At 63.5% G+C, this 22,699-nt stretch carries 18 protein-coding genes and 1 tRNA gene; 9 read left to right on the top strand and 10 right to left on the bottom strand.

What is annotated here, in order from left to right; translation table 11 throughout:
- Positions 1-6 precede the first annotated feature (6 nt).
- Complete coding sequence (thrC, locus tag FJV80_RS01850) at positions 7-1,404, bottom strand: threonine synthase (protein WP_142875405.1); 1,398 nt, start codon at positions 1,402-1,404, stop codon at positions 7-9.
- A gap of 129 nt (positions 1,405-1,533) precedes the next feature.
- Here thrC and FJV80_RS01855 point away from each other — a divergent pair, with 129 nt between their 5' ends.
- Entirely contained in the window at positions 1,534-2,262 is a 729-nt protein-coding gene (locus FJV80_RS01855; protein ID WP_095771014.1) for a hypothetical protein, read from the top strand.
- Between the two features lie 40 nt (positions 2,263-2,302).
- On the opposite strand, the gene FJV80_RS01860 is transcribed toward FJV80_RS01855, so the two are convergent.
- Positions 2,303-2,992, bottom strand: a complete 690-nt coding sequence (locus FJV80_RS01860) for an HAD family phosphatase (RefSeq protein ID WP_142875406.1) — start codon at positions 2,990-2,992, stop codon at positions 2,303-2,305.
- 176 nt (positions 2,993-3,168) lie between these two features.
- Here FJV80_RS01860 and FJV80_RS01865 point away from each other — a divergent pair, with 176 nt between their 5' ends.
- Positions 3,169-4,302: a site-specific DNA-methyltransferase gene (locus tag FJV80_RS01865; RefSeq protein WP_095771013.1), complete on the top strand. Its 1,134-nt coding sequence runs from the start codon at positions 3,169-3,171 to the stop codon at positions 4,300-4,302.
- 40 nt (positions 4,303-4,342) lie between these two features.
- On the opposite strand, the gene FJV80_RS01870 is transcribed toward FJV80_RS01865, so the two are convergent.
- Together FJV80_RS01870 and mutY are read right to left on the bottom strand one after the other, a co-directional pair.
- Positions 4,343-4,981, bottom strand: a complete 639-nt coding sequence (locus FJV80_RS01870; protein ID WP_142875407.1) for an HAD family phosphatase — start codon at positions 4,979-4,981, stop codon at positions 4,343-4,345.
- A gap of 10 nt (positions 4,982-4,991) precedes the next feature.
- A complete protein-coding gene (gene mutY / locus FJV80_RS01875; protein WP_185975113.1) occupies positions 4,992-6,110 on the bottom strand; it encodes an A/G-specific adenine glycosylase in 1,119 nt (372 codons plus the stop codon).
- Between the two features lie 55 nt (positions 6,111-6,165).
- Here mutY and FJV80_RS01880 point away from each other — a divergent pair, with 55 nt between their 5' ends.
- The 3 genes from FJV80_RS01880 (at position 6,166) to smc (ending at position 11,149) form a co-directional block, all read left to right on the top strand.
- Positions 6,166-6,675, top strand: a complete 510-nt coding sequence (locus FJV80_RS01880; protein WP_142875409.1) for a DUF721 domain-containing protein — start codon at positions 6,166-6,168, stop codon at positions 6,673-6,675.
- Between the two features lie 154 nt (positions 6,676-6,829).
- On the top strand, positions 6,830-7,573 hold the full coding sequence (locus tag FJV80_RS01885; protein WP_095786596.1) for a DsbA family protein: 744 nt from the start codon (positions 6,830-6,832) through the stop codon (positions 7,571-7,573).
- Positions 7,574-7,690: 117 nt separating this feature from the next.
- Positions 7,691-11,149 carry a chromosome segregation protein SMC gene (gene smc, locus FJV80_RS01890; RefSeq protein ID WP_142875410.1) on the top strand — a complete coding sequence of 1,153 codons (3,459 nt, stop codon included), beginning with the start codon at positions 7,691-7,693 and terminating at the stop codon, positions 11,147-11,149.
- 109 nt (positions 11,150-11,258) lie between these two features.
- On the opposite strand, the gene FJV80_RS01895 is transcribed toward smc, so the two are convergent.
- The 3 genes from FJV80_RS01895 to FJV80_RS01905 all read right to left on the bottom strand — a co-directional run bounded on the left by FJV80_RS01895 (position 11,259) and on the right by FJV80_RS01905 (position 14,039).
- Positions 11,259-13,349, bottom strand: a complete 2,091-nt coding sequence (locus FJV80_RS01895; protein WP_142875411.1) for an O-antigen ligase family protein — start codon at positions 13,347-13,349, stop codon at positions 11,259-11,261.
- Positions 13,350-13,492: 143 nt separating this feature from the next.
- Positions 13,493-13,567 (bottom strand) — tRNA-Gln (locus FJV80_RS01900).
- Between the two features lie 127 nt (positions 13,568-13,694).
- Positions 13,695-14,039 (bottom strand): VOC family protein, encoded by a 345-nt coding sequence (locus tag FJV80_RS01905; protein ID WP_032929385.1) that lies wholly within the window; start codon positions 14,037-14,039, stop codon positions 13,695-13,697.
- Between the two features lie 225 nt (positions 14,040-14,264).
- Between FJV80_RS01905 and ppdK the strand changes: the two genes are divergently transcribed.
- Both ppdK and FJV80_RS01915 read left to right on the top strand, forming a co-directional pair.
- Entirely contained in the window at positions 14,265-16,943 is a 2,679-nt protein-coding gene (gene ppdK / locus FJV80_RS01910; RefSeq protein ID WP_142875412.1) for a pyruvate, phosphate dikinase, read from the top strand.
- Positions 16,944-17,150: 207 nt separating this feature from the next.
- Entirely contained in the window at positions 17,151-17,891 is a 741-nt protein-coding gene (locus FJV80_RS01915) for a polysaccharide deacetylase family protein (RefSeq protein ID WP_142875413.1), read from the top strand.
- 31 nt (positions 17,892-17,922) lie between these two features.
- Here FJV80_RS01915 and FJV80_RS01920 read toward each other — a convergent pair whose 3' ends face one another.
- Together FJV80_RS01920 and FJV80_RS01925 are read right to left on the bottom strand one after the other, a co-directional pair.
- Complete coding sequence (locus FJV80_RS01920) at positions 17,923-18,312, bottom strand: DUF427 domain-containing protein (RefSeq protein WP_095770961.1); 390 nt, start codon at positions 18,310-18,312, stop codon at positions 17,923-17,925.
- A gap of 132 nt (positions 18,313-18,444) precedes the next feature.
- Positions 18,445-18,801, bottom strand: coding sequence for a hypothetical protein (locus FJV80_RS01925; RefSeq protein ID WP_095770960.1), 357 nt, complete (start codon positions 18,799-18,801; stop codon positions 18,445-18,447).
- A gap of 321 nt (positions 18,802-19,122) precedes the next feature.
- Here FJV80_RS01925 and FJV80_RS01930 point away from each other — a divergent pair, with 321 nt between their 5' ends.
- Positions 19,123-20,751, top strand: a complete 1,629-nt coding sequence (locus tag FJV80_RS01930) for a fatty-acid--CoA ligase (protein ID WP_142875414.1) — start codon at positions 19,123-19,125, stop codon at positions 20,749-20,751.
- A gap of 80 nt (positions 20,752-20,831) precedes the next feature.
- Positions 20,832-21,617, top strand: coding sequence for a DUF1499 domain-containing protein (locus FJV80_RS01935; RefSeq protein WP_095786592.1), 786 nt, complete (start codon positions 20,832-20,834; stop codon positions 21,615-21,617).
- A 70-nt stretch (positions 21,618-21,687) separates the two neighbouring features.
- Here FJV80_RS01935 and FJV80_RS01940 read toward each other — a convergent pair whose 3' ends face one another.
- Complete coding sequence (locus FJV80_RS01940) at positions 21,688-22,644, bottom strand: LacI family DNA-binding transcriptional regulator (RefSeq protein WP_246688876.1); 957 nt, start codon at positions 22,642-22,644, stop codon at positions 21,688-21,690.
- Positions 22,645-22,699: the final 55 nt, after the last annotated feature.

Genomic DNA, 22,699 nt, shown 5'->3' on the forward strand with positions numbered 1-22,699 from the left:
TACTCCCTAACGCGCCGCTCGCGCACGGCGGCTGACGTAATCTTCCACCATTTTCTGGTCGGATGGAAGTACCGTGTATTTTTCCTCAAATGTCATCAATCCACCTAGCCATGCGGGCAGGGCCGGCGAGACACCGCTGGCGGCCTCGACGGCGGCCGGAAATTTTGCCGGATGGGCGGTGCCCAGCACCACCATCGGCACGGCGCCCGATGCCTTGCCGGCCGCGACATGCATGGCCGCCGCGGTATGCGGATCCAGAAGATAATTGCTGGCCGCGAGCGTCGAACGGATGGTGGCGGCGACTTCGTCCATGGTGGCGCGGCCGGCGTCGAATTCGGACCGCATCCCATTGATTTCGCTGGCTTCTATGGTGAAGGCCCCGGACTGTTTCAGGCCGTCCATGTAGCGTCGCACGGTCGCCGCGTCGCGGTTGGAGGCTTCGAACAGCAGGCGTTCGAAATTCGACGAAACCTGGATGTCCATCGACGGTGAGGTGGTCGCAAAGACACCCTTGGTGCGGTACTCGCCGGTGGCGAAGGTGCGCGCCAATATGTCGTTGTCGTTGGTGGCGATGACCAGCCGTTCGATCGGCAGGCCCATCTTCTTGGCGGCATAGCCGGCGAAGATATCGCCGAAATTGCCCGTCGGCACGGTGAACGACACCGGCCTGTCCGGCGCGCCGAGCGACAGGGCCGAGGAGAAATAGTAGACGATCTGGGCCATGATGCGCGCCCAGTTGATCGAATTGACCCCCGACAGCGCCACCCGGTCGCGGAAAGCGTGGTCGTTGAACATGTCCTTGAGCAGGCCCTGGCAGTCGTCGAAATTGCCTTCGATCGCCAGCGCGTGGACGTTTTTGGCCTTCGACGTCGTCATCTGGCGCTGCTGCACCGGTGAAACGCGGCCATGCGGGAACAGGATGAAGATGTCGGTGCGGCTGCGCCCGGCAAAGGCGTCGATCGCCGCGCCGCCGGTGTCGCCTGACGTGGCGCCGACGATGGTGGCATGCTGGTCGCGTTCGGCAAGCACATGGTCCATCAGCCGGGCGAGCAGCTGCATCGCCACATCCTTGAATGCCAGCGTCGGCCCATGGAAGAGTTCGAGGACAAACGTGTTGGGGCCGGTCTGGACAAGCGGGCAGACCGCCTCGTGGCGGAACGTGGCATAGGCTTCGCGCACCAGGCGCTCGAAAACCGGCGCCGGAATTTCGCCGTCAAGGAACGGCGACAGCACGCGGATCGCGAGATCGGGATAGGCAAGGCCACGCATGGCGCGGATCTCGGAAGCTGAAAACTGCGGCCACTCGCGCGGCACGTAAAGCCCGCCATCGCGCGCCAGCCCTGCCAGCACGGCATCGGAAAATCCAAGCGCGGGTGCTTCCCCGCGCGTACTCACATATTGCATGTCTCAGTCCCGTTGCCGCTTGGCTTTTGCGTTCACCACAAGGTGGTTAATTTCTGTGCCGGCTCCAGTCGCATTTTTGCCGCGCCGTTGATATACGTCACCAGCTTTACGAGAGGGAAGTGCAGTTTCATGGCGTTTCGTACATCACGTGGCCGCTTTTTGGCGGGTCTTGCGCTCACCGGCTTTATGCTCGCCGCCGCCGGCTGCCAATCGGGCGACAATGGCATCCTCAACCTCGGTTTCGGCAAGAAGGACCCGACGGCGCCTCCGCCTCCGCAGGATCCCAAGATTCTGGCCAGCCAGCTGAACGCCTATTGCCCGCGGGTGACGGTGCGCGACGGCACGGCCTTTTTCAACACCTATGCCAACGAGGTCAAGAAGGCCAAGCCGAAGCTCAAAAAGACCGGCGATGCCGCTGCAGATGCCGCAGCCCAGGCTGCGGCTGACGCCGCCGCCGCCACGCCGCCCGATGATTCCGCGAGGATCATCTACCAGGCGTCGATTTCCGACGTGACCCGCGATTGCAGCCGCGCCGACGGACAGCTGACGATGAAGATCGCGGTTGCCGGCAAGATCGTGCCGGGAGCGAAGTTTACGCCCGGCACCATCACCATGCCGATCCGCACCGCGGTGATGCACGGCACCGACGTGCTTTACTCGCAGATTCACCAGTACCAGGTCCAGGTAACCGATCCGTCGGTCGCCACCCAGTTCGTCTTCACCGATTCCAATGTCGTCGTGCCAGCACCGACGGCGCAGGATTATCAGGTCTATGCCGGCTATGACGAAACCGCGCCGAAGGCGACGACGGACAAGCCGAAGAAGACTCGCAGGAAGAAGGCCGCTGCGACGAACTGAGCGGTCATCGATACAGCGTGCGCCCGGCCGGGCGCGCGTCTCAGGCGTCGGCCGACCATTCCGACAGCGCCGCGATCACGCTTTTCAGCTCTGCCCAGCGGCGGATCACCGTTTCGGCGCCGGCCTCGGTCAGCGCGTCGGCATGGCCGGGATAGGTGTGACTGGCGCCGGTGAAGCCGATCACCCGCATGCCGGCTGCCCTGGCGCCAGCGACGCCGTGCACGGAATCCTCGATGACGAAAGTGTTGGCCGGGTTCGCGCCGAGTCTTTCCGCCGCGAACAGGAACACGTCCGGCGCAGGTTTGGTCTTTTTGCTCGGCATTTCCAGTGCCGAGAAGATGCGGCCGGCGAAGAACGGCAGCAGATGCACTTTCTCCAGCATGAATTCTATCCGCTCCGAGCGTGAGTTGGAGCAAATACAGCGTTGCGCAGTGACCGATACGACCGCTTCGCGCACGCCCTCGATGGCACGCACATCGCTGCGCAGTTTGCGGTCGACGAGTTCTTCGGCGCGGTCGATCAGCGACGCCTGGAACGGAATCTTGGACTTCTCCTCGATCCGCATCAGTATGTCCTTGAACGTCAGGCCCGCATAACTTTCGGCAATCTCCTCGGCCGAGATTTCATATCCGGCGAGCGTTATCAGCTCGGCCTCGACCCGCGCGGCGATGATTTCGGAATCGACGAGCACGCCGTCGCAATCGAAGATGACAAGGTCTGGCTGGGGCATGGTGATCCGGACAAGGAAAGGATGAAGCGGCCGTGAGGGCCTCGGGCGGCGCGGCATACACCAATGGCCCGGCCTTCGCAAACCTGGCAGGCCTATCCGCGAGCCTTCACCGAATATTTACGCTGATCGGTAACCATAACGGGGAGTAAACAGTAACGCGTGCCTTGGGTGTAAAAATGTCTGCCGTGCGTCTTCTCCACGAGTTGTCCCACGCTCCCCAGCAATCCGAATGGCTGGACACGATCCTCAAGGGCGACTGCGTGGCGGCCCTCGACCGGCTGCCGGAAAAGTCGGTCGACGTCATCTTCGCCGATCCCCCCTACAATCTGCAACTCGACGGCGATCTGCACCGGCCCGACCAGTCCAAGGTCGACGCGGTCGACGATCACTGGGACCAGTTCGAGAATTTCGAGGCCTACGATGCCTTCACCCGCGCCTGGCTTTTGGCGGCGCGCCGCGTGCTGAAGCCCAACGGCACGATCTGGGTCATCGGCTCCTATCACAACATCTTCCGGGTCGGCGCCAAGATGCAGGATCTGGGCTTCTGGATCCTCAACGACGTGGTCTGGCGCAAGACCAACCCGATGCCGAATTTCCGTGGTCGCCGTTTCCAGAATGCGCATGAAACGATGATCTGGGCTTCCCGGGACCAGAAGGGCAAGGGCTACACCTTCAACTACGAGGCGCTGAAGGCGTCCAACGACGATATCCAGATGCGTTCGGACTGGCTGTTCCCGATCTGCACCGGCGGCGAGCGGCTGAAGAACGACAATGGCGACAAATTGCACCCGACGCAGAAGCCTGAGGCGCTGCTCGCCCGCATCATGATGGCCTCGACCAAGCCGGGCGACATCGTGCTCGACCCTTTCTTCGGCTCCGGCACGACGGGTGCGGTCGCCAAACGCCTCGGTCGCCATTTCGTCGGCATCGAGCGCGAGCAGGCCTATATCGATGCCGCCAACGAACGCATCGATGCGGTGCGGCCGCTGGAGGATGCCGATTTGACGGTATTGACCGGCAAGCGCGCCGAGCCGCGCGTTGCCTTCGTCAGCCTCATCGATACCGGGCTGATGACGCCGGGCGCCACGCTTTACGACGCCAAGAAGCGCTGGGCGGCCAAGGTGCGCGCCGACGGCACGGTGGCGATCGGCGACAGCGCCGGCTCGATCCACAAGATCGGCGCCGAAGTGCAAGGCCTGGACGCCTGCAATGGCTGGACCTTCTGGCATTATGAGCGCAGCGGCGGACTGACCCCGATCGACGAACTGCGCCGCATCGCCCGTCTCGGCATGGAGCGGGCAGGGGGCTGACCCCCTGCCGAATTATCGCGTATCGCGTTGAATCAAAATCTCAGCGGATCGCCGCAAGCGATTCAGATCGCGCCTTGATTCCCAAGCGTTCAAGATCTGCTTGAAGTGTCCTGGCATCGGTGAACAGCACGGCTTGCCAGCCCGCGGCCTTGGCGCCGTCGACATTCTTCTGGCTGTCGTCGATGAACAGCGTCGCGGAGGGCTCGAGCCCGAACGCGGCCACGTGATGTTCGTAAATGTCACGATCCGGCTTGATCTTGCCGATCTCGCCGGAGATGGTCACGCCGCGCGGACGATTGAGGAAATCGAAGCGTTCGCGGGCTTCCGCCAAAGTGTCGGAGGCAAAATTGGTCAGCATGGTCACGTCGTGGCCGCTTTCGATCAGGCCAAGCATGATGGCGACGCTGTCGTCATAGGCGTGCGGCACCATGTCGTGCCAGTGGCGGCGGAAATTGCGGATGTTTTCCGTGTGATCGGGATGCTCAGCGATCAAAAGCGCCTCGGCCTCTTCCCAGCTCCGCCCGCGATCCTGCTCGATGTTCCAGTCATGCGTGCAGACATTGTCGAAGAACCACTTTCTCTCTTCGGCATCGGGGATGAGGCGGCTGAACGGAATGTTCGGATCGTAGTGGATCAGCACGCGGCCGATGTCGAACACGATGTGGCGGATCTCGGTCATGAAGCCTCTTTCAATGCGGGCGTTGCTTTTTCGTCGCGCCGGGTATCGCAGCCTCGATTGCCTTTTTCATGACAGTGGGCAGTGCCTCGCCGGAAATCTCGTGGGCGTGCGACCAGAAATGCCCTGCCGGCGCATCACCTTTGATGTGGGCGTGAAAGACTTCGAGCTCGAGCGCGAAATGGGTGAAGACATGCGTGATCGTCCCGGCGCGCAGCCAGTCGCCGGGAAAGGGCGCCGCCGCCTGCGTGGTGGCTCCGTCCACCCGCGCGGTCCAGCCCGTTGTCGGCACCTCGGTCATGCCGCCAAGCAAACCTTTCTCCGGCCGTTTGCGCAGAAGAATGGCACCATCCTCACGCATGGCGACGAAAGCAGCGCCGCGTCGCTGCGGTTTGTCGGCTTTGGGCAGCCGCACCGGGAAGTTTTCAGGGTCGCCCGAAACGACGGCACTACAGCTCTCGCGCAGCGGGCACAGCATGCAGCGCGGCCGGCGCGGGGTGCAGATCGTGGCGCCGAGATCCATCATCGCCTGGGCGAAATCGCCCGGCCTCGCCGTCGGCACCATGGCCTCGACATGGGCGCGTATCTCGGTCTTGGCTTCGCTGAGCAGCGTGGTGATCGAAAACAGCCTCGATATGACGCGTTCGACATTGCCGTCGACTACGGCGGCGGGGCAGTCGAAAGCGATCGCCATGATCGCCGCCGAGGTGTAGGCGCCGATGCCGGGCAGGTCTCTCAAACCGGCCTCGGTGTCGGGAAACTGGCCGCCACGCGCCGCCACCAGATCGGCGCAGGACTTGAGGTTGCGGGCGCGGGAGTAATAGCCGAGCCCCGCCCAGGCCTTCATGACGTCCTCGGTCGGTGCCGCAGCCAGTGCCTCGACATCGGGCCATTTCTCGACAAAGACGCGGAAATAGGATTTCACCGCCTCGACCGTGGTCTGCTGCAGCATGACTTCGGACAGCCAGATGCGGTAGGGGTCGGGCCGCACGCCGCGTGCATGCTCGCGCGGGCTCACCCGCCACGGCAATTCACGATGATGCACGTCGTACCAGGCAAGCAGGCGCGACGCGGTATCATCCGGCATTGCCTTGCGTGTCTGGGCCTTGCGGGTCTGGTCTGCTGGTGCCATTGATCGTGTATTGGCCTGGCCGGTAATCTGCTGGGGTCGTGGCTGGAGAACGTACATGGCAGGGAGAACGCCCTACGGCAATCCCGTCCCGGTGAGCGATCTTGCCACCAAAATCCTCGACCCGGTGCTGCGCAAGCGGGCAGGCATCTCGATTGGTCTCGTTCAGTCCTGGGAAGAGATCGCTGGGCCACGCCTCGCCAGCCGCTCGCGGCCGGAGAAAATTCAATGGCCACGCCGCCTGCATGAGGACGATCCGTTCGAGCCGGCGGTATTGGTCATTGCCTGCGAAGGCATGGCGGCACTTCATCTGCAGCACGAGACCGGCGAGATCATCAACCGGGTCAACGCCTTCCTCGGCTTTACGGCGATAGGCCGCATCAGGATCGTGCAAAAACCGGTGACGACGGACAAGGGACGGCCTAAACCGACCTTCAGGCCGTTGACGGTGGCGGAGCAGACCAGATTGTCCAATACGGTCGAGCTGATCGAGGATGACGGCCTGCGTGCCTCGCTGGAAAGGCTTGGCGCAACCATTTTGGGTGAAAGGAAGTCAAAAACCCCTTGAAGACAGTCATGGATTTGTCGTCAACATCTCGCATTCGTGATCGCCTTTGTCAGGTTTCGCGATTGGATTGGGGATGGAGATGCCTTAATTCGCGCCAACTCTCGCCTTTTCGTGCCTTTGCATTGCAAAATCCAACCCTTGTCAGGTGATTCGTATGAACCGTCCTCCGTTCGGCAAAAGTCTGTCTCGCAGAAACGTCCTGTCTTCGCTGGCCGCCATTCCGGCGGTGGCCCTGCTCGCCGCCTGCAGCGACTCCGGCGAACAGGCCAAGGCGGCGGATGTGAAGCCCGCGGATCCGGCCGCCCCCGCAAAGCCGGCCACGCCGGCTGCCGCTCAGGTTCCCGAGTCCCAGGGCAATGTCGACATGGCGGAACTGCTGAAGCCGGGCGCACTGCCCGACAAGCAGCTTGGCAAGGATGACGCCAAGGTCACCATCGTCGAATACGCCTCGATGACCTGCCCGCATTGCGCGCATTTCGCCGAAACCACCTTCCCGGACCTGAAGACGAAGTACATCGACACCGGCAAGGCGCGCTATATCCTGCGCGAATTCCCGTTCGATCCGAGCGCGGAAGCCGGTTTCATGCTGGCGCGCTGCGCCAAGGATAACTATTTCCCGATGGTGGACGTGCTGTTCAGGCAGCAGGCGAACTGGGTTGGCGTGTCGAACACCAAGGATGCGCTGCTGCAAATCTCGAAGCTCGCCGGTTTTACACAGGAGTCCTTCGAGGCCTGCTTGACGGACCAGAAACTTCTGGACGATGTGAGATCGGTCCAGAAGCGCGGCGCCAATGAATTCAAGGTCGACTCGACACCGACCTTCTTCATCAACGGTAAGACCTACAAAGGGGCGATGTCGATTGAGGAAATGTCGGCCATCATCGACCCTCTGCTCTGACATCAGTTCAGCGCTGAAGCGGCAGTGCTCCGGCGCTGCCCTGCCTTTTGTCTTGCCGCGGGTTCTCTCCGCAAAGCCGCGGAACACTTTTGCTGAACACGCCTATGAGGCGCGCGAATGAGGTTTTCGCGCCTTCGCCTCCTCGGTTTCAAGTCCTTCGTCGAGCCCGGCGAGTTCGTCATCGAACGCGGCCTGACGGGTATTGTCGGGCCAAACGGCTGCGGCAAGTCGAACCTTGTCGAGGCGCTGCGCTGGGTGATGGGTGAAAGCTCCTACAAGAACATGCGCGCGTCCGGCATGGACGATGTCATCTTTTCCGGTTCAGGCACACGGCCCGCCCGCAACACCGCCGAAGTCACGCTTTTCCTCGACAACAGTGATCGTTCGGCGCCCGCTGCCTTCAACGACGCCGACGAGTTGCAGGTGTCGCGCCGCATCGAGCGCGAGGCGGGCTCGCTCTACCGTATCAACGGCAAGGAAGCGCGCGCCAAGGATGTGCAGCTTCTGTTCGCCGACCAGTCGACCGGCGCGCGCTCGCCCTCGATGGTCGGGCAGGGCCGTATCGGCGAACTGATCCAGGCCAAGCCGCAGGCGCGCCGCGCCCTGCTCGAAGAGGCGGCCGGCATTTCCGGCCTGCACACCCGCCGCCACGAGGCGGAACTTCGGCTGAAGGCGGCCGAACAGAATCTGGAACGCCTGGACGACGTCGTCGGTGAACTGGAAAGCCAGATCGAAAGCCTGAAGCGCCAGGCGCGCCAGGCCTCGCGCTTCAAGAACCTGTCGGCCGATATCCGCAAGGCCGAAGCGACGTTGCTGCATCTGCGCTGGACGCTGGCCAAGACGCAGGAAGGCGAGGCACGTTCTGCGCTGGCTGTTGCCACGGCACTGGTCGGCGACCGCGCCGCCGCGCAGATGAACGCGGCCAAGGAACAGGGCATCAGCGCTCATCGCCTGCCCGATCTGCGCGATGCGGAAGCCGCCGCCGCCGCCGCCTTCCAGCGCCTGTCGATCGCCAGGTCGCAGATCGAGGAGGAGGCCGGCCGCATTCGCAACCGCCAGGCTGAAATCGAGCGCCGCCTGCAGCAGCTCGACGGAGACATCGCCCGCGAAGAGCGGATGGTGCGCGACAATGCCGATGTCCTCGAACGGTTGCGCACCGAGGAAGCCACGCTGAATTCCGAAAACGCTGGTGCGGCCGAGCGCGAGGCCACCACCCGCGCGGTGTTCGAACAGGCGGCGTCGACGCTGGCGCAAAGCGAAGCCAGGCTCGCCACGCTGACCGCCGAACGCGCCGAGGCCGCCGCTTCGCGCCATCAGATCGAGCGCATGCTGCGCGAGACCGCCGAGCGCCGCGATCGCTTCGCCCGCCAGCTCGCCGAGGTCGACCGCGAATTGTCGGATATCCTCTCCAAGGTCGCCGGCCTGCCGAATCCGGCCGAAAAGCGCGTCCTGGTCGAGCAGGCCATGGCACTGCTAGAAGAATCCGAGGCCGCCGTGGCGCAGGCCGAACAATCGGTCATCGATGCCCGCGCCGCCGAAAGTGCTGCCCGCCCGCCGCTTCAGGATGCAAGGGCCGAACTGGCGCGGATCGAGACCGAAGCACGCACGCTGGCCAAGATACTCAATGCCGCCAGTGGCGATCTCTTCCCTTCGGTGCTGGAGCAGATCAGCGTCGAGCGCGGCTTCGAGACGGCGCTGGGTGCTGCCCTTGGCGAAGACCTCGACGTGCCGCTCGACCGCAGCGCGCCGGCGCATTGGGGCGAAAGCCAGATCCAACCCGGCGACGCGGCCCTACCGGAAGGCGTCAAGAGCCTCGCCAGCGTGGTTCGTGCCCCGGCGCAGCTTGCCCGCCGCCTGGCGCAGATCGGCATTGTCGAGGCCGCGGACGGCCGCCGGCTGCAGGCGCTGCTTGCGCCTGGCCAGAGGCTGGTCAGCCGCGAAGGCGCGCTGTGGCGCTGGGATGGCCTGACCGCCAGCGCCGATGCGCCGACGGCCGCCGCACAAAGGCTGGCGCAGAAGAACCGGCTTGCCGAACTTGACGCCGAAGCGGTGCAGGCGACGCTTGTCCTGCGCCAGGCCGAGGAAGCGCTGGCACGGGCCGAGCAGGCGCTTCGCCAGGCGAGCGAGGCCGAACGCAACACGCGCCAGGCCGGACGCGATGCCCAGCACCGGCTGGACGCGGCCCGCAATGCGCTGGCCGAGGCCGAAAAGGCCGGTGGCGAGCTGGCGAGCCGGCGCGCGGCGCTGGATGAGGGGCGCGCGCGCATCGTCGACAGCCATGAGGAAACCTCGGCGGCTTTCGTCGAGGCCGAAATGCTGCTGCAGGACGCGCCGGATCTGGGCGACCTGCAATTGCAGCTCGAACAGTCCTCGGCCAATGTCTCCCGCGACCGCGCCACGCTTGCCGATGCGCGGGCCGTCCATGAAGGGCTGCGGCGCGAGGCCGAGGCGCGGACGCGCCGGCTCGATGCCATCGGCGCCGAGCGCAGCAACTGGCTGGTGCGCGCCGAAAACGCCTCGACCCAGATCACCTCGCTCGGTGAACGCAAGGCCGAGGCCGAGGCCGAGCGCGAACGGCTGGCCGACGCGCCCGATGAGATCGATGCCAAGCGGCGCGCGCTGCTGTCGCAATTGACCGAGGCCGAGACCTTGCGCAAGGCGGCCGCCGACCGGCTGCAGGAAGCGGAAAACAGGCAGGCCGAACTGGACAAGCTGGCCACATCAGCCATCCAGTCACTGGCCGAGGCGCGCGAGACCCGTGCCCGTGCCGAGGAAAGGCTGACGGCGGCCGACGAGCGCCGGCTGGAGGTCGAGGCGCGTATCCAGGAAACGCTGAACACGCCGCCGCATCTGGTCATCCGCCACACCGGCCTGGAAGCCGACGACCCAATACCCGAAATGGCCGAAATCGAACGCCAGCTCGACCGGCTGAAGATCGAGCGCGAACGGCTCGGCGCCGTCAATCTGCGCGCCGAGGAAGAGCAGAAGGAGCTCTCCGACCGGCTCGAAGCGATCGTTACCGAGCGCGAGGACATCATCGAGGCGATCCGCAAGCTTCGGCAGGCGATCCAGAGCCTCAATCGCGAAGGCCGCGAGCGGCTTCTGGCCGCCTTCGACGTCGTCAACAGCCACTTCCAGCGTCTGTTCTCGCATCTGTTCGGCGGCGGCACGGCGGAATTGCAACTGATCGAATCCGACGATCCGCTCGAGGCAGGCCTCGAAATCCTTGCCCGCCCGCCCGGCAAGAAGCCGCAGACCATGACGCTGCTGTCCGGCGGCGAGCAGGCGCTGACGGCGATGTCGCTGATCTTCGCCGTCTTCCTGACCAACCCGGCGCCGATCTGCGTGCTCGACGAAGTCGACGCGCCGCTGGACGATCACAATGTCGAGCGCTTCTGCAATCTCATGGACGAGATGGCCAAGACCACCGAGACGCGATTCGTCATCATCACCCACAACCCGATCACCATGGCGCGCATGGACCGGCTGTTCGGCGTGACCATGGCCGAGCAGGGCGTCAGTCAACTCGTTTCGGTCGACCTGCAGGCCGCCGAGGCGATGCGCGAGGCGAGCTGATCCATCCGGGCTGCCGGATCGCCGCTGGCAGGATTCGTCCGGCGACAAAAAAATCTCATCCTGCCCCAACGACAATCTGGAACCGCCGCACACGCGGCATGCCGGCCGCCTAGAAATAGGTTCTCGGCGCGACAAGGTTGTTCTGCTGGCGCAGATAGAAACAATAGAAGCCGAATGCGGCAGCAAACCACATGAAGGCCTCGCCCATCGCCAGCCGGTTGTTCGAATTGCTGAGGACGGTGAGGGCAAAGAAGACCAGCGTCGAGATATAGCAGGGCCAGGCGGCCGGCGCGATGAGCCTGGCCCGCGCGGCCAGCAGGACCTGCCTGGCCGACCAGATGTAGAGAAAGGCAAAGAAGGCCAGCCCGACCACGCCATAGCGCACGGCTATCTCCAGATAACCGTTGTGGAAGACGTTAAAGATCATCGGATGATAGGTTCTGTTCTGCCATTCGGTGAGCCAGCTGGAACTGGCTCCGAAGATCGGGTGGCGTTTCCAGACCTCGATCGCGTCGTACCACAGCATGAGCCTTTCCCTGGCCGCGAGCGGGACCGTACTGCTTGCGATGGCGCGGTCGAAGGCCGGCAAGACGCCATGGCTCAAAACATCCGAAACCAGCCCCCTGACGAAGATCATGGTGTCGCCGGCCGTGGACCAGAAGATGTCGTGTGCGGCGACAACACCGGCTGCCACGATTGCCAGCACACCGCCCCCGACCATCAGCTCGCGGCGATGGCCTCTCGCCAGCGTCATGACTGCCAACACGAGCAGGGCGAGCGCCAACGCGAGCCAGACCCCCTTTGATCGCAGCGCAATGATGTTGACGAGAGCAAACACAAGGACGGCTGTCGACAGCGCCCAGTGCAGGCTCCTGGTCACTTTGTCCAGGTCGGTTCTTTGGGCCGTGTAAGCCATGAACTGCAGCGTGCACAAGAAGATGAAACCAGCCGACACCGACGCATGGATGGGATTGTTGAAAAGCCACGGCTCCGGTCTGGTGCCGTGAAGCATGTCCGAATAGCCGGTGTCAGCCGCCAGGAAGACAAGGCTGAGGATCATGAACCAGAGGACGAGCCGCGCCGGCCGCCTGACAAACAGCAGGAGGGCGAAGCCGGTCGTCGCATAAAACAGCGGAAACAGATAGATGCCTTCGGCGCTGCCCAACTGGTGGGTGCCTAAATAGACGATCGCCAGTCGGATGAAGGCATAGAGCGACCAACCCATGCACAGACCGCCGACCCAACCGATCAGTGGCTTGCTGTAGGTCCACAAATCCACCCTGAACCAGCGGATGAGCGCGACCAAGGCCAGGGCCAGGCCCGCATAGCGATAGGTGTGGGCTTCGCGCCAGACCGCCGAGACCAAAGCCAGAATGGCGAGTGCCGCAAGCAACAGAAGCAGGGTGTTGCGCGGCGTGTCCTCCCTGGCGTAGTCCACGGTTTCCCGCGGCAAGGGCGGCCGCAGCAGCACGTGGTGCAGGCGGCGCAGCTCGTCGATGGCTCGCAATGCCCCGGCACTTAGGCGACTCGGCCCGCGAAGCCTTGCGGATTTATAGCTGCCCGAAGGACCGGCTATGTCGGAAATCGCGCTGCTCCTGGCAAAGCCAAGCACGTTTTGGCGAACCGAATAGACTTTCAGGCCGGTATCCCAAAATCGTTCGAGTGCGACGTCCCACGGCATTTTCATCCCCGCGAGCGCCGACAACAGCCCCTGTGCCCCCTCCCGTGTCACCAGATAGGCGGCGGCCGAGCCTTGTGGGCCATGCAGCGCTCGACCGATCTCGTCGCCTTGCGTCGTCGCCACGGCACGCATGAAGAAGCTCATGCGATGGTTGGTCAGCTTTATGACGTCGAAATCCGGCACCGCGGCAATGATGGCCTCGATGCGCCGTATGGTGTTTTCGCCGAAGAAGACGTCGTCCTCGACAATCAGGCCATGGGCGCCGCCGCCGGCCAGGAACGTTTCCAGCGCTTGGATATGGCTGCGATAACAGGCATATTCGCCGGGCAGGATGTCGCGCCCGCTCAGCTTGCGCGCCGTTGGAAGATCGATCTCCGTCCAGTCCTCCTTGGCGAGCGCCCGGCCGTCGATGGCGGCAACGCGCTGCAAGGTCAGCCCGGCCGCCTCAGCGCTGGCGCACAATTCGCTCCAGCGACCGGTTTGGCGATCGAGGTTGATGGCGAAGATAGGAAGGTTCATTGAAATTCCACGTTGGACCGCCACCCCTTCGATGACCTTGTATGGAAAGGGGGAGATGTTCAAGGCGATACTGTTCAGGCCATGTGCAACATGGCGGCCCCGATTTGCCGGCCCTCATCTGTCCAGAACGGACCTTGTGCGCTTGGCTGGGGCGCCAGGATTCGAACCTGGGAATGTCGGTACCAAAAACCGATGCCTTACCACTTGGCGACGCCCCAATAGCCGTCAGAGTCGCTTGTGCGGCGCGTTATTAGCAGAGCAGCCGAAAAGCACAATGCTTATGAGCGAGGGCAGGAACGCCCCGATCGAGCAATCCACAAGGCAGCCGGATCCCATTCGGGTGGGCTATTGCCCCCAGACAGCCAGCTCATTGCCGGCCGGATCGACGAAGTGGAAGCGCCGGCCGCCGGGAAACGGGAAGATCGGCTTGATGATCGTGCCGCCTGCACTTTCGACGGCGCCGAGGGTTTCCTCGAGGTCGTCGCTATAGAGCACGGGCAGCGGCTTGGCTGGTGCTTCCGCGGCATCGGCCTGAAAACCGCCATCCAGGCCCTCGGCAAAGGCCGAATAGGTTGGCCCGTAATCGGTGAACGACCAGGCAAAGGCGGCACTGTAGAAAGCCTTCAACCGGTCCAGCGTGCCGCCGGTCGCCGGCATTTCCAGATAGTCGAGTTTTCCGGTCAGCTTCATGGGGCACCTTTTTGTTCCCTTTATGTTCTAGTCATCAAGTCGTGAGGTGGCAAGTCTTTTTGACGCATGCCCAAGCGAGGCTTTTTCTTAATCGATTGTAGCGGCGGGACGGCTCTGCCGGCGCTTGCCTTTCGCACTGCAGCATCATATCGCTCCAAAGTCGGACCAGGGTGGAACCTTCCGTTTCGCCAATCTTTCCAATCTCCTGCAACCGGAGAGCAAAGCATGACCAAATGGGTTTTCACCTTTGGCGATGGTGCGGCGGAAGGCCGTGCCAGCGACAAGAATCTGCTGGGCGGCAAGGGCGCCAACCTGGCCGAGATGTGCAGCCTGGGCCTGCCGGTGCCGCCAGGCTTCACCATCACCACCGAGGTCTGCAATGCCTACTATGCCAATGGGCGCGCCTATCCGGCGGGGCTGGAAGGCGACGTCGCGGTCGCGCTCGATCACATCGGCCGGCTGAGCGGGCGCCGGTTCGGCGATCCGTCGAAGCTGCTGCTGGTGTCGGTGCGCTCCGGGGCTCGCGCCTCGATGCCGGGCATGATGGACACTGTGCTCAATCTTGGCCTCAACGACGAAACGGTCGAGGCGCTGGCCACCGATTCCGGCGATGCGCGCTTTGCCTATGACAGCTACCGCCGCTTCATCCAGATGTATTCCGATGTCGTCATGGGCCTCGATCACGAGGTGTTCGAGGAAATCCTCGAAGACCAGAAGGCAAGCCTCGGCCATGAGCTCGACACCGAGCTGACGGCCATCGAATGGCAAGGCGTGATCGCGCTCTACAAGGCCAAGGTCGAGGAAGAGCTCGGCAGGCCGTTCCCGCAGGATCCGCAGGAGCAGCTCTGGGGCGCCATCGGCGCGGTGTTCTCGAGCTGGATGAACAACCGCGCCATCACCTACCGGCGCCTGCACGACATCCCCGAAAGCTGGGGCACGGCGGTCAACGTCCAGGCCATGGTGTTCGGCAATATGGGCGAGACTTCGGCCACCGGAGTCGCCTTCACCCGCAACCCATCGACCGGCGAAAAGCAGCTCTATGGCGAATTCCTGGTGAACGCGCAGGGTGAGGATGTCGTCGCCGGCATCCGCACGCCGCAGAACATCACCGAGGCCGCCCGCATCGCCGCCGGCTCCGACAAGCCGTCGCTGCAGAAGCTGATGCCGGATGCCTTCCAGTCCTTCGTCACCATCTCCGACAGCCTGGAAAAGCACTATCGCGACATGCAGGACCTCGAATTCACCATCGAGCGCGGCAAGTTGTGGATGTTGCAGACCCGCTCGGGCAAGCGCACCGCCAAGGCGGCACTGAAGATTGCCGTCGAAATGGCAAGGGACGGCCTGATCACGAAGGAGGAAGCCGTCGCGCGCATCGACCCGGCCTCGCTCGACCAATTGCTGCACCCGACCATCGACCCGAAGGCCGCGCGCGACGTCATCGGCGTCGGCCTGCCGGCATCGCCGGGCGCTGCCACCGGCGAGATCGTCTTTTCCTCCGGCGATGCGGAGGACCTGAAGGCACAGGGCCGCAAGGCGATCCTGGTGCGCATCGAGACCAGCCCCGAGGATATCCACGGCATGCATGCGGCCGAGGGCATCCTGACCACGCGCGGCGGCATGACAAGCCACGCCGCCGTCGTCGCGCGCGGCATGGGCAAGCCTTGCGTCTCGGGCGCCGGGTCCTTGCGCGTCGACTACAAGGGCGGCACGCTGCTCTCGATGGGACAGACCTTCCGCAAGGGCGACATCATCACCATCGACGGCGGCAACGGCCAGGTGTTGAAGGGCGCCGTGGCGATGCTGCAGCCGGAACTGTCGGGCGATTTCGCCGCGATCATGGAATGGGCCGACGCGGTGCGGCGCATGAAGGTGCGCACCAACGCCGAAACGCCGCTCGATGCCCGCATGGCGCGTTCCTTCGGCGCCGAGGGCATCGGACTTTGCCGCACCGAGCACATGTTCTTCGACGGTGCCCGCATCGTCGCCATGCGCGAGATGATCCTGGCCGACACCGAGAAGGACCGGCGTGCCGCCCTTGCCAAGCTTCTGCCCATGCAGCGCTCGGATTTCCTGGAACTGTTCGAGATCATGGCCGGCCTGCCGGTGACGATCCGCCTGCTCGATCCGCCGCTGCACGAATTCCTGCCCAAGACCGAGGCCGAAATCGCCGAGGTCGCGGCCGTCATGAATGTGTCGCCCGACAAGCTCAGGCAGCGCACCGAGGCCTTGCACGAATTCAATCCGATGCTTGGCCATCGCGGCTGCAGGCTGGCCGTCTCCTATCCCGAGATCGCCGAGATGCAGGCACGCGCCATTTTCGAGGCTGCAGTCGAGGCCGGCCAGAAGGCCGGCGCGCTGGTTGTGCCCGAGATCATGGTGCCGCTGGTCGGCCTGGTGAAGGAACTCGACTACGTCAAGGCGCGCATCGATGCGGTCGCCAAGAGCGTCATGGATGAGAGCGGCGTCAAGATCGATTACCTGACCGGCACCATGATTGAGCTGCCGCGCGCGGCGATCCGTGCCCATGTCATTGCCACTACCGCCGAGTTCTTCTCCTTCGGCACCAACGACCTCACGCAGACCACGTTCGGCATCTCTCGCGACGATGCGGCCTCGTTCCTGGAGACCTACCGCCAGAAAGGCATCATCGAGCAGGATCCGTTCGTCTCCCTCGACATCGATGGCGTCGGCGAACTGGTGCGCATGGCCGCGCAAAAGGGCAGGGCGACACGCCCCGACATCAAGCTCGGCATCTGCGGCGAACATGGCGGCGACCCGGCATCGATCCGCTTCTGCGAGGAGGTCGGGCTCGACTATGTGTCGTGCTCACCCTATCGCGTGCCGATCGCCAGGCTGGCGGCCGCGCAGGCCGCGGTACAGGTGGCGAAAGCGGAGCGCGGATAGGGAGATCAAGGCATTGCGCAATCGCACCGAGATGAAGCGGGAGCGTGCTGTCTGAAGGACGACTGATCATCAGGCTGCCGAATGGCGCTTGCACCAGTGCGGTCAAATTGCCGCGCCATGCATTTTTCTGCTATCCATCGTCCGATTTCCGCCTTCATGCGGGTCTTTGGATGCCGGCTTGAAATCGCCAATCAGGAATTCGGTTTGATGCGTCTGCTGCAAAGACATCTCTGCACGATCGCCATGTCGTTGGTGGCTGTATGCAGCGCCCATGCCGCGACGCTGGTCGAGCCCACGCTGCACATCAAGCCCGCGGCAAGCGGAGCGGGCCGCGTTGCGCTCACGCTCGACGCCTGCGACGGACAGACCGACACGCGCATTCTCTCGGTGCTGGTGGAAAACAAGATCCCCGCCACCATTTTCGTCACCGGAATCTGGCTGAAGCGCAATGCGGCGGCCGTCGAGATCATGCGGGCGCATCCTGACCTTTTCGAACTGGAAAATCACGGCGGCCACCACATTCCGGCGGTCGACTCGCCGCAAAAAATCTATGGCATAAAGAGCGCCGGAAGCCCGGATGCCGTGCTGGCCGAGGTCGAGTCAGGGGCCGCGGCGCTTGCCAGGACCGGTGAGCCGGCGCCCAAATGGTTCCGCGGTGCAACCGCCGAATACAGCCCCTCGGCGATCGCCATGATCCGCAAGCTCGGCTTCAAGATTGCCGGCTTCTCGATCAATGGCGATGGCGGTTCGCTGCTCGGCGCCAAGGAAACCGCCAGGCGCATCGCCGCGGCCAAGGACGGCGACGTCATCATCTCACACATCAACCAGCCGACCCACGCCGCCGGCGAGGGCGTGGTGCAGGGTCTGCTGGCGCTGAAGGCCAAAGGCGTGACCTTCGTGCGCCTCGACGACGCCGACGGCACGGGCAATCACGGTACCACGGACTGATCCCGCAGCACCTGCTGGAGCTGACTCTTGCTCAACCCGGCTTGGCTTCGATCGTGACCTTGCTGGCGTAGAACGCACCGTGGTCGCGGATTTCGGTCATTTCGTCGAAAGGCCGCTCGTAAGCCCACATCGCATTCTGACCGGTTTCGCCGGCAGGCAGCACGCTCCAATAGCTGGCATCGCCCTTGTAGGGGCAATGGGTCGAGTGTTCGGTGCCGCTCAGCCTGTCGAAATCGATGTCGGCGAACGGAATGTAGAAGACGGCGGGATAGGGCGCTTCGGTCAGCACCTTGGCCTTGGTGGACGACGCGATGACCGTATCGCCGGCGCGCACCGTGACGGTGCCGATATAGGGCTCGATGGTGATGATCTTGTCGGGGTTGCGCTGGAAGCCGGGGGCCGGATTGGCGATCTTGTCCATGCTGGTTCTCCTTGCGTGGCCCCTTAAAGTGTGGCGGGCACAGCTGTTGCGCAAGGTGGGTTCGGATCACGAAAACAGGCGCGCCAATCGCCGAGGCGTGGCACGACAGGGCTTTCGAGCGTCAGCCGAGGCTCAGGCGGCGGTCTTGAATGCGTCCATCAGTCCGGCATAGGCGGCCGCGATGCCCGCAACCGGGTTGCTGCTTCTGGAAACGGTCTCGACTTTCAGCGAGCCGCCGCCGGTCGGCAAGGTGAGCAGCAGGAACTGGCGATTGCCTCCAGCGCCGACGGATGCGGCCGCGACGTGCTGGCCTTCCCCTTCGTTCTGGACGCACATCTTGAACAGCAGCGTGCCGCCGACCGCTTCAAGCGCGCCGCCGACAACTTCAACAAATTCGTCTTCGGAAACAGTCTTTTCGTCCGGCACCAGATCGGCCAGGCTTTCGGCAAGTGTGCTCTCAAGGGCTTTTTCGTCGAGCTGCGTGTCCATGCGAACCTCTTTCAGTCGCCAATCGCCCCCTTTACCCGTTAACGAAGCTTAACGCCGACGATGGCCGGATTGTGGCGGATTTCCCGGTCATTTCGTGGGATAGGACACCGTCGCGGCTGACATGTTTTTGACCCTCCTGCCATCGCGGTGGCACGAATGCCCAGCAGTCCAAAATCCAAAACATGTCAAAATTCAACTGCTTGCCGTTGCGGCACGGGTCCCGAAATTCGTGTCCCGCGCGAGCGGGTGACTGGACAATCCGCCGGTTCGCTTCACAATGCGCCAAAGCTACGACGCAAAATGCGCGAGGGAGGAAACCGGATGCTGGGGCTGATGCAGGAATGGCCGCTGCTGTGCCACAAGCTTATCGACAACGCCGAACGGCAGCATGGAGTGCGCGAGATCGTGTCGCGCTCGATCGAGGGGCCGATCGTGCGCACCACCTACGCCGACCTCCATCGTCGTTCTCTCAAGGTCGCCCAGCGGCTGGAGCGGGACGGTTACGGGTTGGGCGACCGCATCGCCACGCTGGCCTGGAACACGGCGCGCCACCTCGAGGCCTGGTACGGCATCACGGGGGTCGGCGCGATCTATCACACGCTCAATCCGCGCCTGTTTCCCGAGCAGATCGTCTGGATCATGAACCATGCCGAGGACAAGGCCGTCTTCGTCGACCTCACCTTCATACCGCTGCTGGAGAAGATCGCCGGTGCCGTCAAATCGCTGAAGAAGGTGATCGTGCTGACCGACAAGGCGCACATGCCGCAGACGACCTTGCCCAATGCCGTCGCCTATGAGGACTGGCTTGACGAGGTCGATGGCGACTTCGCCTGGAAGACTTTCGACGAAGGCACCGCAGCCGGCATGTGCTATACATCAGGCACCACAGGCGATCCCAAGGGCGTCGTCTACAGCCACCGCTCGAACGTGCTGCACGCCATGATCGCCGCCATGCCCGACGCGATGGGCCTGTCGTCGCGCGACACGATCCTGCCGGTTGTGCCGATGTTCCACGCCAATGCCTGGGGCCTTGGCCAGAGCGGGCCGATGATCGGCGCCAAGCTGGTCATGCCCGGCTGCAAGATGGACGGCGCCTCGATCTATGAATTGCTCGACACCGAGAAGGTGACCTTCAGCGCCGCCGTGCCGACCGTCTGGATGATGCTGCTGCAATATCTGGAGGAGACCGGCAAGAAGCTTCCCTATCTGAACAAGGTCGTCATCGGCGGTTCTGCCTGTCCACGCGCGATCATGACCAAGTTTCAGGAGAACTACGACGTCCAGGTCATCCACGCCTGGGGCATGACCGAAATGTCGCCGCTCGGCACATTGTGTACCTTGAAGCCGGACTATGCCGGTCTCCAGGGTGAAGCCCGGCTCGATGTGCAGCAGAAACAGGGCTACCCGCCCTTCGGCGTCGAAATGAAGGTGACCGACGACGACGGCAACGCGCAGCCCTGGGATGGAAAGACATTTGGCCGTTTGAAAGTGCGCGGACCGGCCGTTGCCCGCGCCTACTATGGCGGTGTTGGCTCCGAGCAGTTCGACGAGGACGGGTGGTTCGACACTGGCGACGTCGCTCACATCGACGCCGGCGGCTACATGCAGATCACCGATCGCGCCAAGGACGTCATCAAATCCGGCGGCGAATGGATTTCGACCATCGAGCTCGAGAACCTGGCCGTCGGCCACCCGGACGTCGCGGAAGCCGCGGCCATCGGCGTCCATCATTCGAAATGGGGCGAGCGGCCCTTGCTGGTCGTCGTCGCCAAGCCGGGCAAGGAGCCGACCAAGGCGGATATTCTCGGCTTCATGGACGGCAAGGTGGCCAAGTGGTGGATGCCCGACGATGTCGCTTTCGTCGGCGAAATACCGCATACCGCGACCGGCAAGATCCAGAAGATCACCTTGCGCCAGCAGTTCAGGGACTACCGCCTGCCGACGGATTGAGGGGATGTTGCGTGTTTCGGCTTCAAGCCGCCGCGAAAAGGCACTAAACCTCCGTCCGGGTTGGGGCAACGCAGAGAACCATGGTTAGCATTCCCGAACGGCGAACGTCGAAGGCTGCCGGCTGGTCGCGCCGCACGGCCGCGTTTTCAGCGGTGCTTTTGCTGACCGACTTCGTCGGCCACCGCTTCGATCTCGTCGAAACGCCGGTGTTCCTGTGGGTGCTCGGCATCGTCGCGTTGCTGGCGGCGCTGGCGCTGCTGTTCGCCGCCTTCGCCTTTTCGAGACTATGGAAATTCGGGGATCGCGGCGGCCGCGACCTGACCGTCGGCGCCTTGCTGGCAATGCTGGTGCTGGTTCCCTATGGCGTTGCCGCCTACTGGGCGACGATCTACCCGCCGCTCAGGGACATTTCGACTGATTTCGATGAGCCGCCCGCGCTCGACGTCAGCGAGCGGACCAAGGACATGAATGTGCTGTCCCCATCGACGCCGGGCGAACAGAGGCTGCAGGCCGACAGCTATCCGCTGGTCACCGCGCGCAGCTACGACCTGCCATTCGAGACCATCGTCAATGCCGTCGAAACCGTGCTCGACCGGCGCAGCTGGGATCTTTCCGAACCCTATCCCGACCTTGCCGGGCAAAGCGACGTGACCATTACCGCTGTCGCCAAGGGCTTCGTGCTCGGACTTCCGGCCGATGTGGCGATCCGCGTGACGGACAATGGCGATAGCGTGATCGTCGATATGCGGTCGGCTTCGCGTTACGGCCGCTACGACCTCGGCGACAATGCCTCGCGCATCACCGATTTCCTGGCGGAACTGGATCAGGAAGTCGCCGGCCAGGTCGGGGCGGCGCCTGCCGAGTGAAGTCCAGAACATCTTGGGCCAGGCGGATTTGCGCCGTGCCGCACAAATGTGGCTTCAGTCTGCGAATGGACTATTCGGCCGGCTCGAACCTGCCTTGCACCAAGATTGCCGCGACCGGCCCAAGTGGATTGGCGATCCGGCTCGCCAGGACCTCGATGAGTTTGTGCCCGACATTTGCCATGTCTACGGAATGAACGCCGATCTTCGCCGGCAGGAAGCGCGAGAGACGCGTGTTGTCGCGCGTAACGATGTGAACGTCGCGGCCCGGCGTAAGACCCCGCCTGCCGAGAGCGTGCAACGCTCCCAGAAGGCCCAGTTCGTTGGCGCATGCCAGGCCGGTCGGCGGATCTGACGACGCCAGCAGGCGATCGAACCATGCAGCGCTCGATTCCATCGTGAGCGTGCCATGACCGATCAGCGATGGGTCGAGCGGAATACCGGCCTCGGCCATCGCCCTTCCATAGCCTGCAAGACGCATGACACTCGCCTGATCCTCCGGAACGAGAAGCTGCAGCGCAATGCGTTGACAGTCCTTGTCCATGAGCCGTCGGGTGGCCTCGTAGGCAATCTGTTCATTGTCGATATCGACGTAGGGATACGCGATGTCCAGGTCGGTTCTTCCAAACGCCACGAACGGGATGCGTTCATCCAGCAGTAGCTTGACGCGCGGATCGTCCGAGACCATGCGCGTGATGATCAGGCCGTCCGCGCTGCGCGCCTGAAGCAGACGCTGCACGCTTTCGACGGGATCATCGTGGGGCGTGGTGGAATAGATGGATAGACTATAGCCCGCTTGCCGCGCCGCCAGCGTCATGCCTTCGATCAAGGGAAGCTTCGCCAGATCCGACAGGTAGTCGCGCGTTTCCATCGGCAGCACCGCCGTCAGCGTCAGGGTTCGTCCGGTTTTCAGCGCGCGACCGTGATGATTTGGGACATAGCCGACCCGCCTTGCCACCTCCTTGACGCGCGCCATGGTCGAGGGATGCACTTCCGGCCCGTCCTTCAACGCGCGCGACACCGTGGTCACCGAAAGGGAAAGTTCCGCCGCGAGCTGTTTTAGATTGGCCATTGTCGCCTGACTT

The sequence above is a fragment of the Mesorhizobium sp. WSM4310 genome (assembly GCF_007003935.1).
GTDB lineage: Bacteria > Pseudomonadota > Alphaproteobacteria > Rhizobiales > Rhizobiaceae > Mesorhizobium.

Excerpts from the sequence above, each read along its gene's own strand:
- FJV80_RS01930 (WP_142875414.1), top strand. The coding sequence starts at position 19,123 with ATGCTGGGGCTGATGCAGGAATGGCCGCTGCTGTGCCACAAGCTTATC.
- FJV80_RS01860 (WP_142875406.1), bottom strand. The coding sequence starts at position 2,992 with ATGCCCCAGCCAGACCTTGTCATCTTCGATTGCGACGGCGTGCTCGTC.
- thrC (WP_142875405.1), bottom strand. The coding sequence starts at position 1,404 with ATGCAATATGTGAGTACGCGCGGGGAAGCACCCGCGCTTGGATTTTCC.
- FJV80_RS01920 (WP_095770961.1), bottom strand. The coding sequence starts at position 18,312 with ATGGACAAGATCGCCAATCCGGCCCCCGGCTTCCAGCGCAACCCCGAC.
- FJV80_RS01905 (WP_032929385.1), bottom strand. The coding sequence starts at position 14,039 with ATGAAGCTGACCGGAAAACTCGACTATCTGGAAATGCCGGCGACCGGC.
- ppdK (WP_142875412.1), top strand. The coding sequence starts at position 14,265 with ATGACCAAATGGGTTTTCACCTTTGGCGATGGTGCGGCGGAAGGCCGT.
- FJV80_RS01855 (WP_095771014.1), top strand. The coding sequence starts at position 1,534 with ATGGCGTTTCGTACATCACGTGGCCGCTTTTTGGCGGGTCTTGCGCTC.
- FJV80_RS01915 (WP_142875413.1), top strand. The coding sequence starts at position 17,151 with ATGCGTCTGCTGCAAAGACATCTCTGCACGATCGCCATGTCGTTGGTG.
- FJV80_RS01895 (WP_142875411.1), bottom strand. The coding sequence starts at position 13,349 with ATGAACCTTCCTATCTTCGCCATCAACCTCGATCGCCAAACCGGTCGC.
- smc (WP_142875410.1), top strand. The coding sequence starts at position 7,691 with ATGAGGTTTTCGCGCCTTCGCCTCCTCGGTTTCAAGTCCTTCGTCGAG.
- mutY (WP_185975113.1), bottom strand. The coding sequence starts at position 6,110 with ATGGCACCAGCAGACCAGACCCGCAAGGCCCAGACACGCAAGGCAATG.
- FJV80_RS01925 (WP_095770960.1), bottom strand. The coding sequence starts at position 18,801 with ATGGACACGCAGCTCGACGAAAAAGCCCTTGAGAGCACACTTGCCGAA.
- FJV80_RS01870 (WP_142875407.1), bottom strand. The coding sequence starts at position 4,981 with ATGACCGAGATCCGCCACATCGTGTTCGACATCGGCCGCGTGCTGATC.
- FJV80_RS01885 (WP_095786596.1), top strand. The coding sequence starts at position 6,830 with ATGAACCGTCCTCCGTTCGGCAAAAGTCTGTCTCGCAGAAACGTCCTG.
- FJV80_RS01935 (WP_095786592.1), top strand. The coding sequence starts at position 20,832 with ATGGTTAGCATTCCCGAACGGCGAACGTCGAAGGCTGCCGGCTGGTCG.
- FJV80_RS01865 (WP_095771013.1), top strand. The coding sequence starts at position 3,169 with ATGTCTGCCGTGCGTCTTCTCCACGAGTTGTCCCACGCTCCCCAGCAA.
- FJV80_RS01880 (WP_142875409.1), top strand. The coding sequence starts at position 6,166 with ATGGCAGGGAGAACGCCCTACGGCAATCCCGTCCCGGTGAGCGATCTT.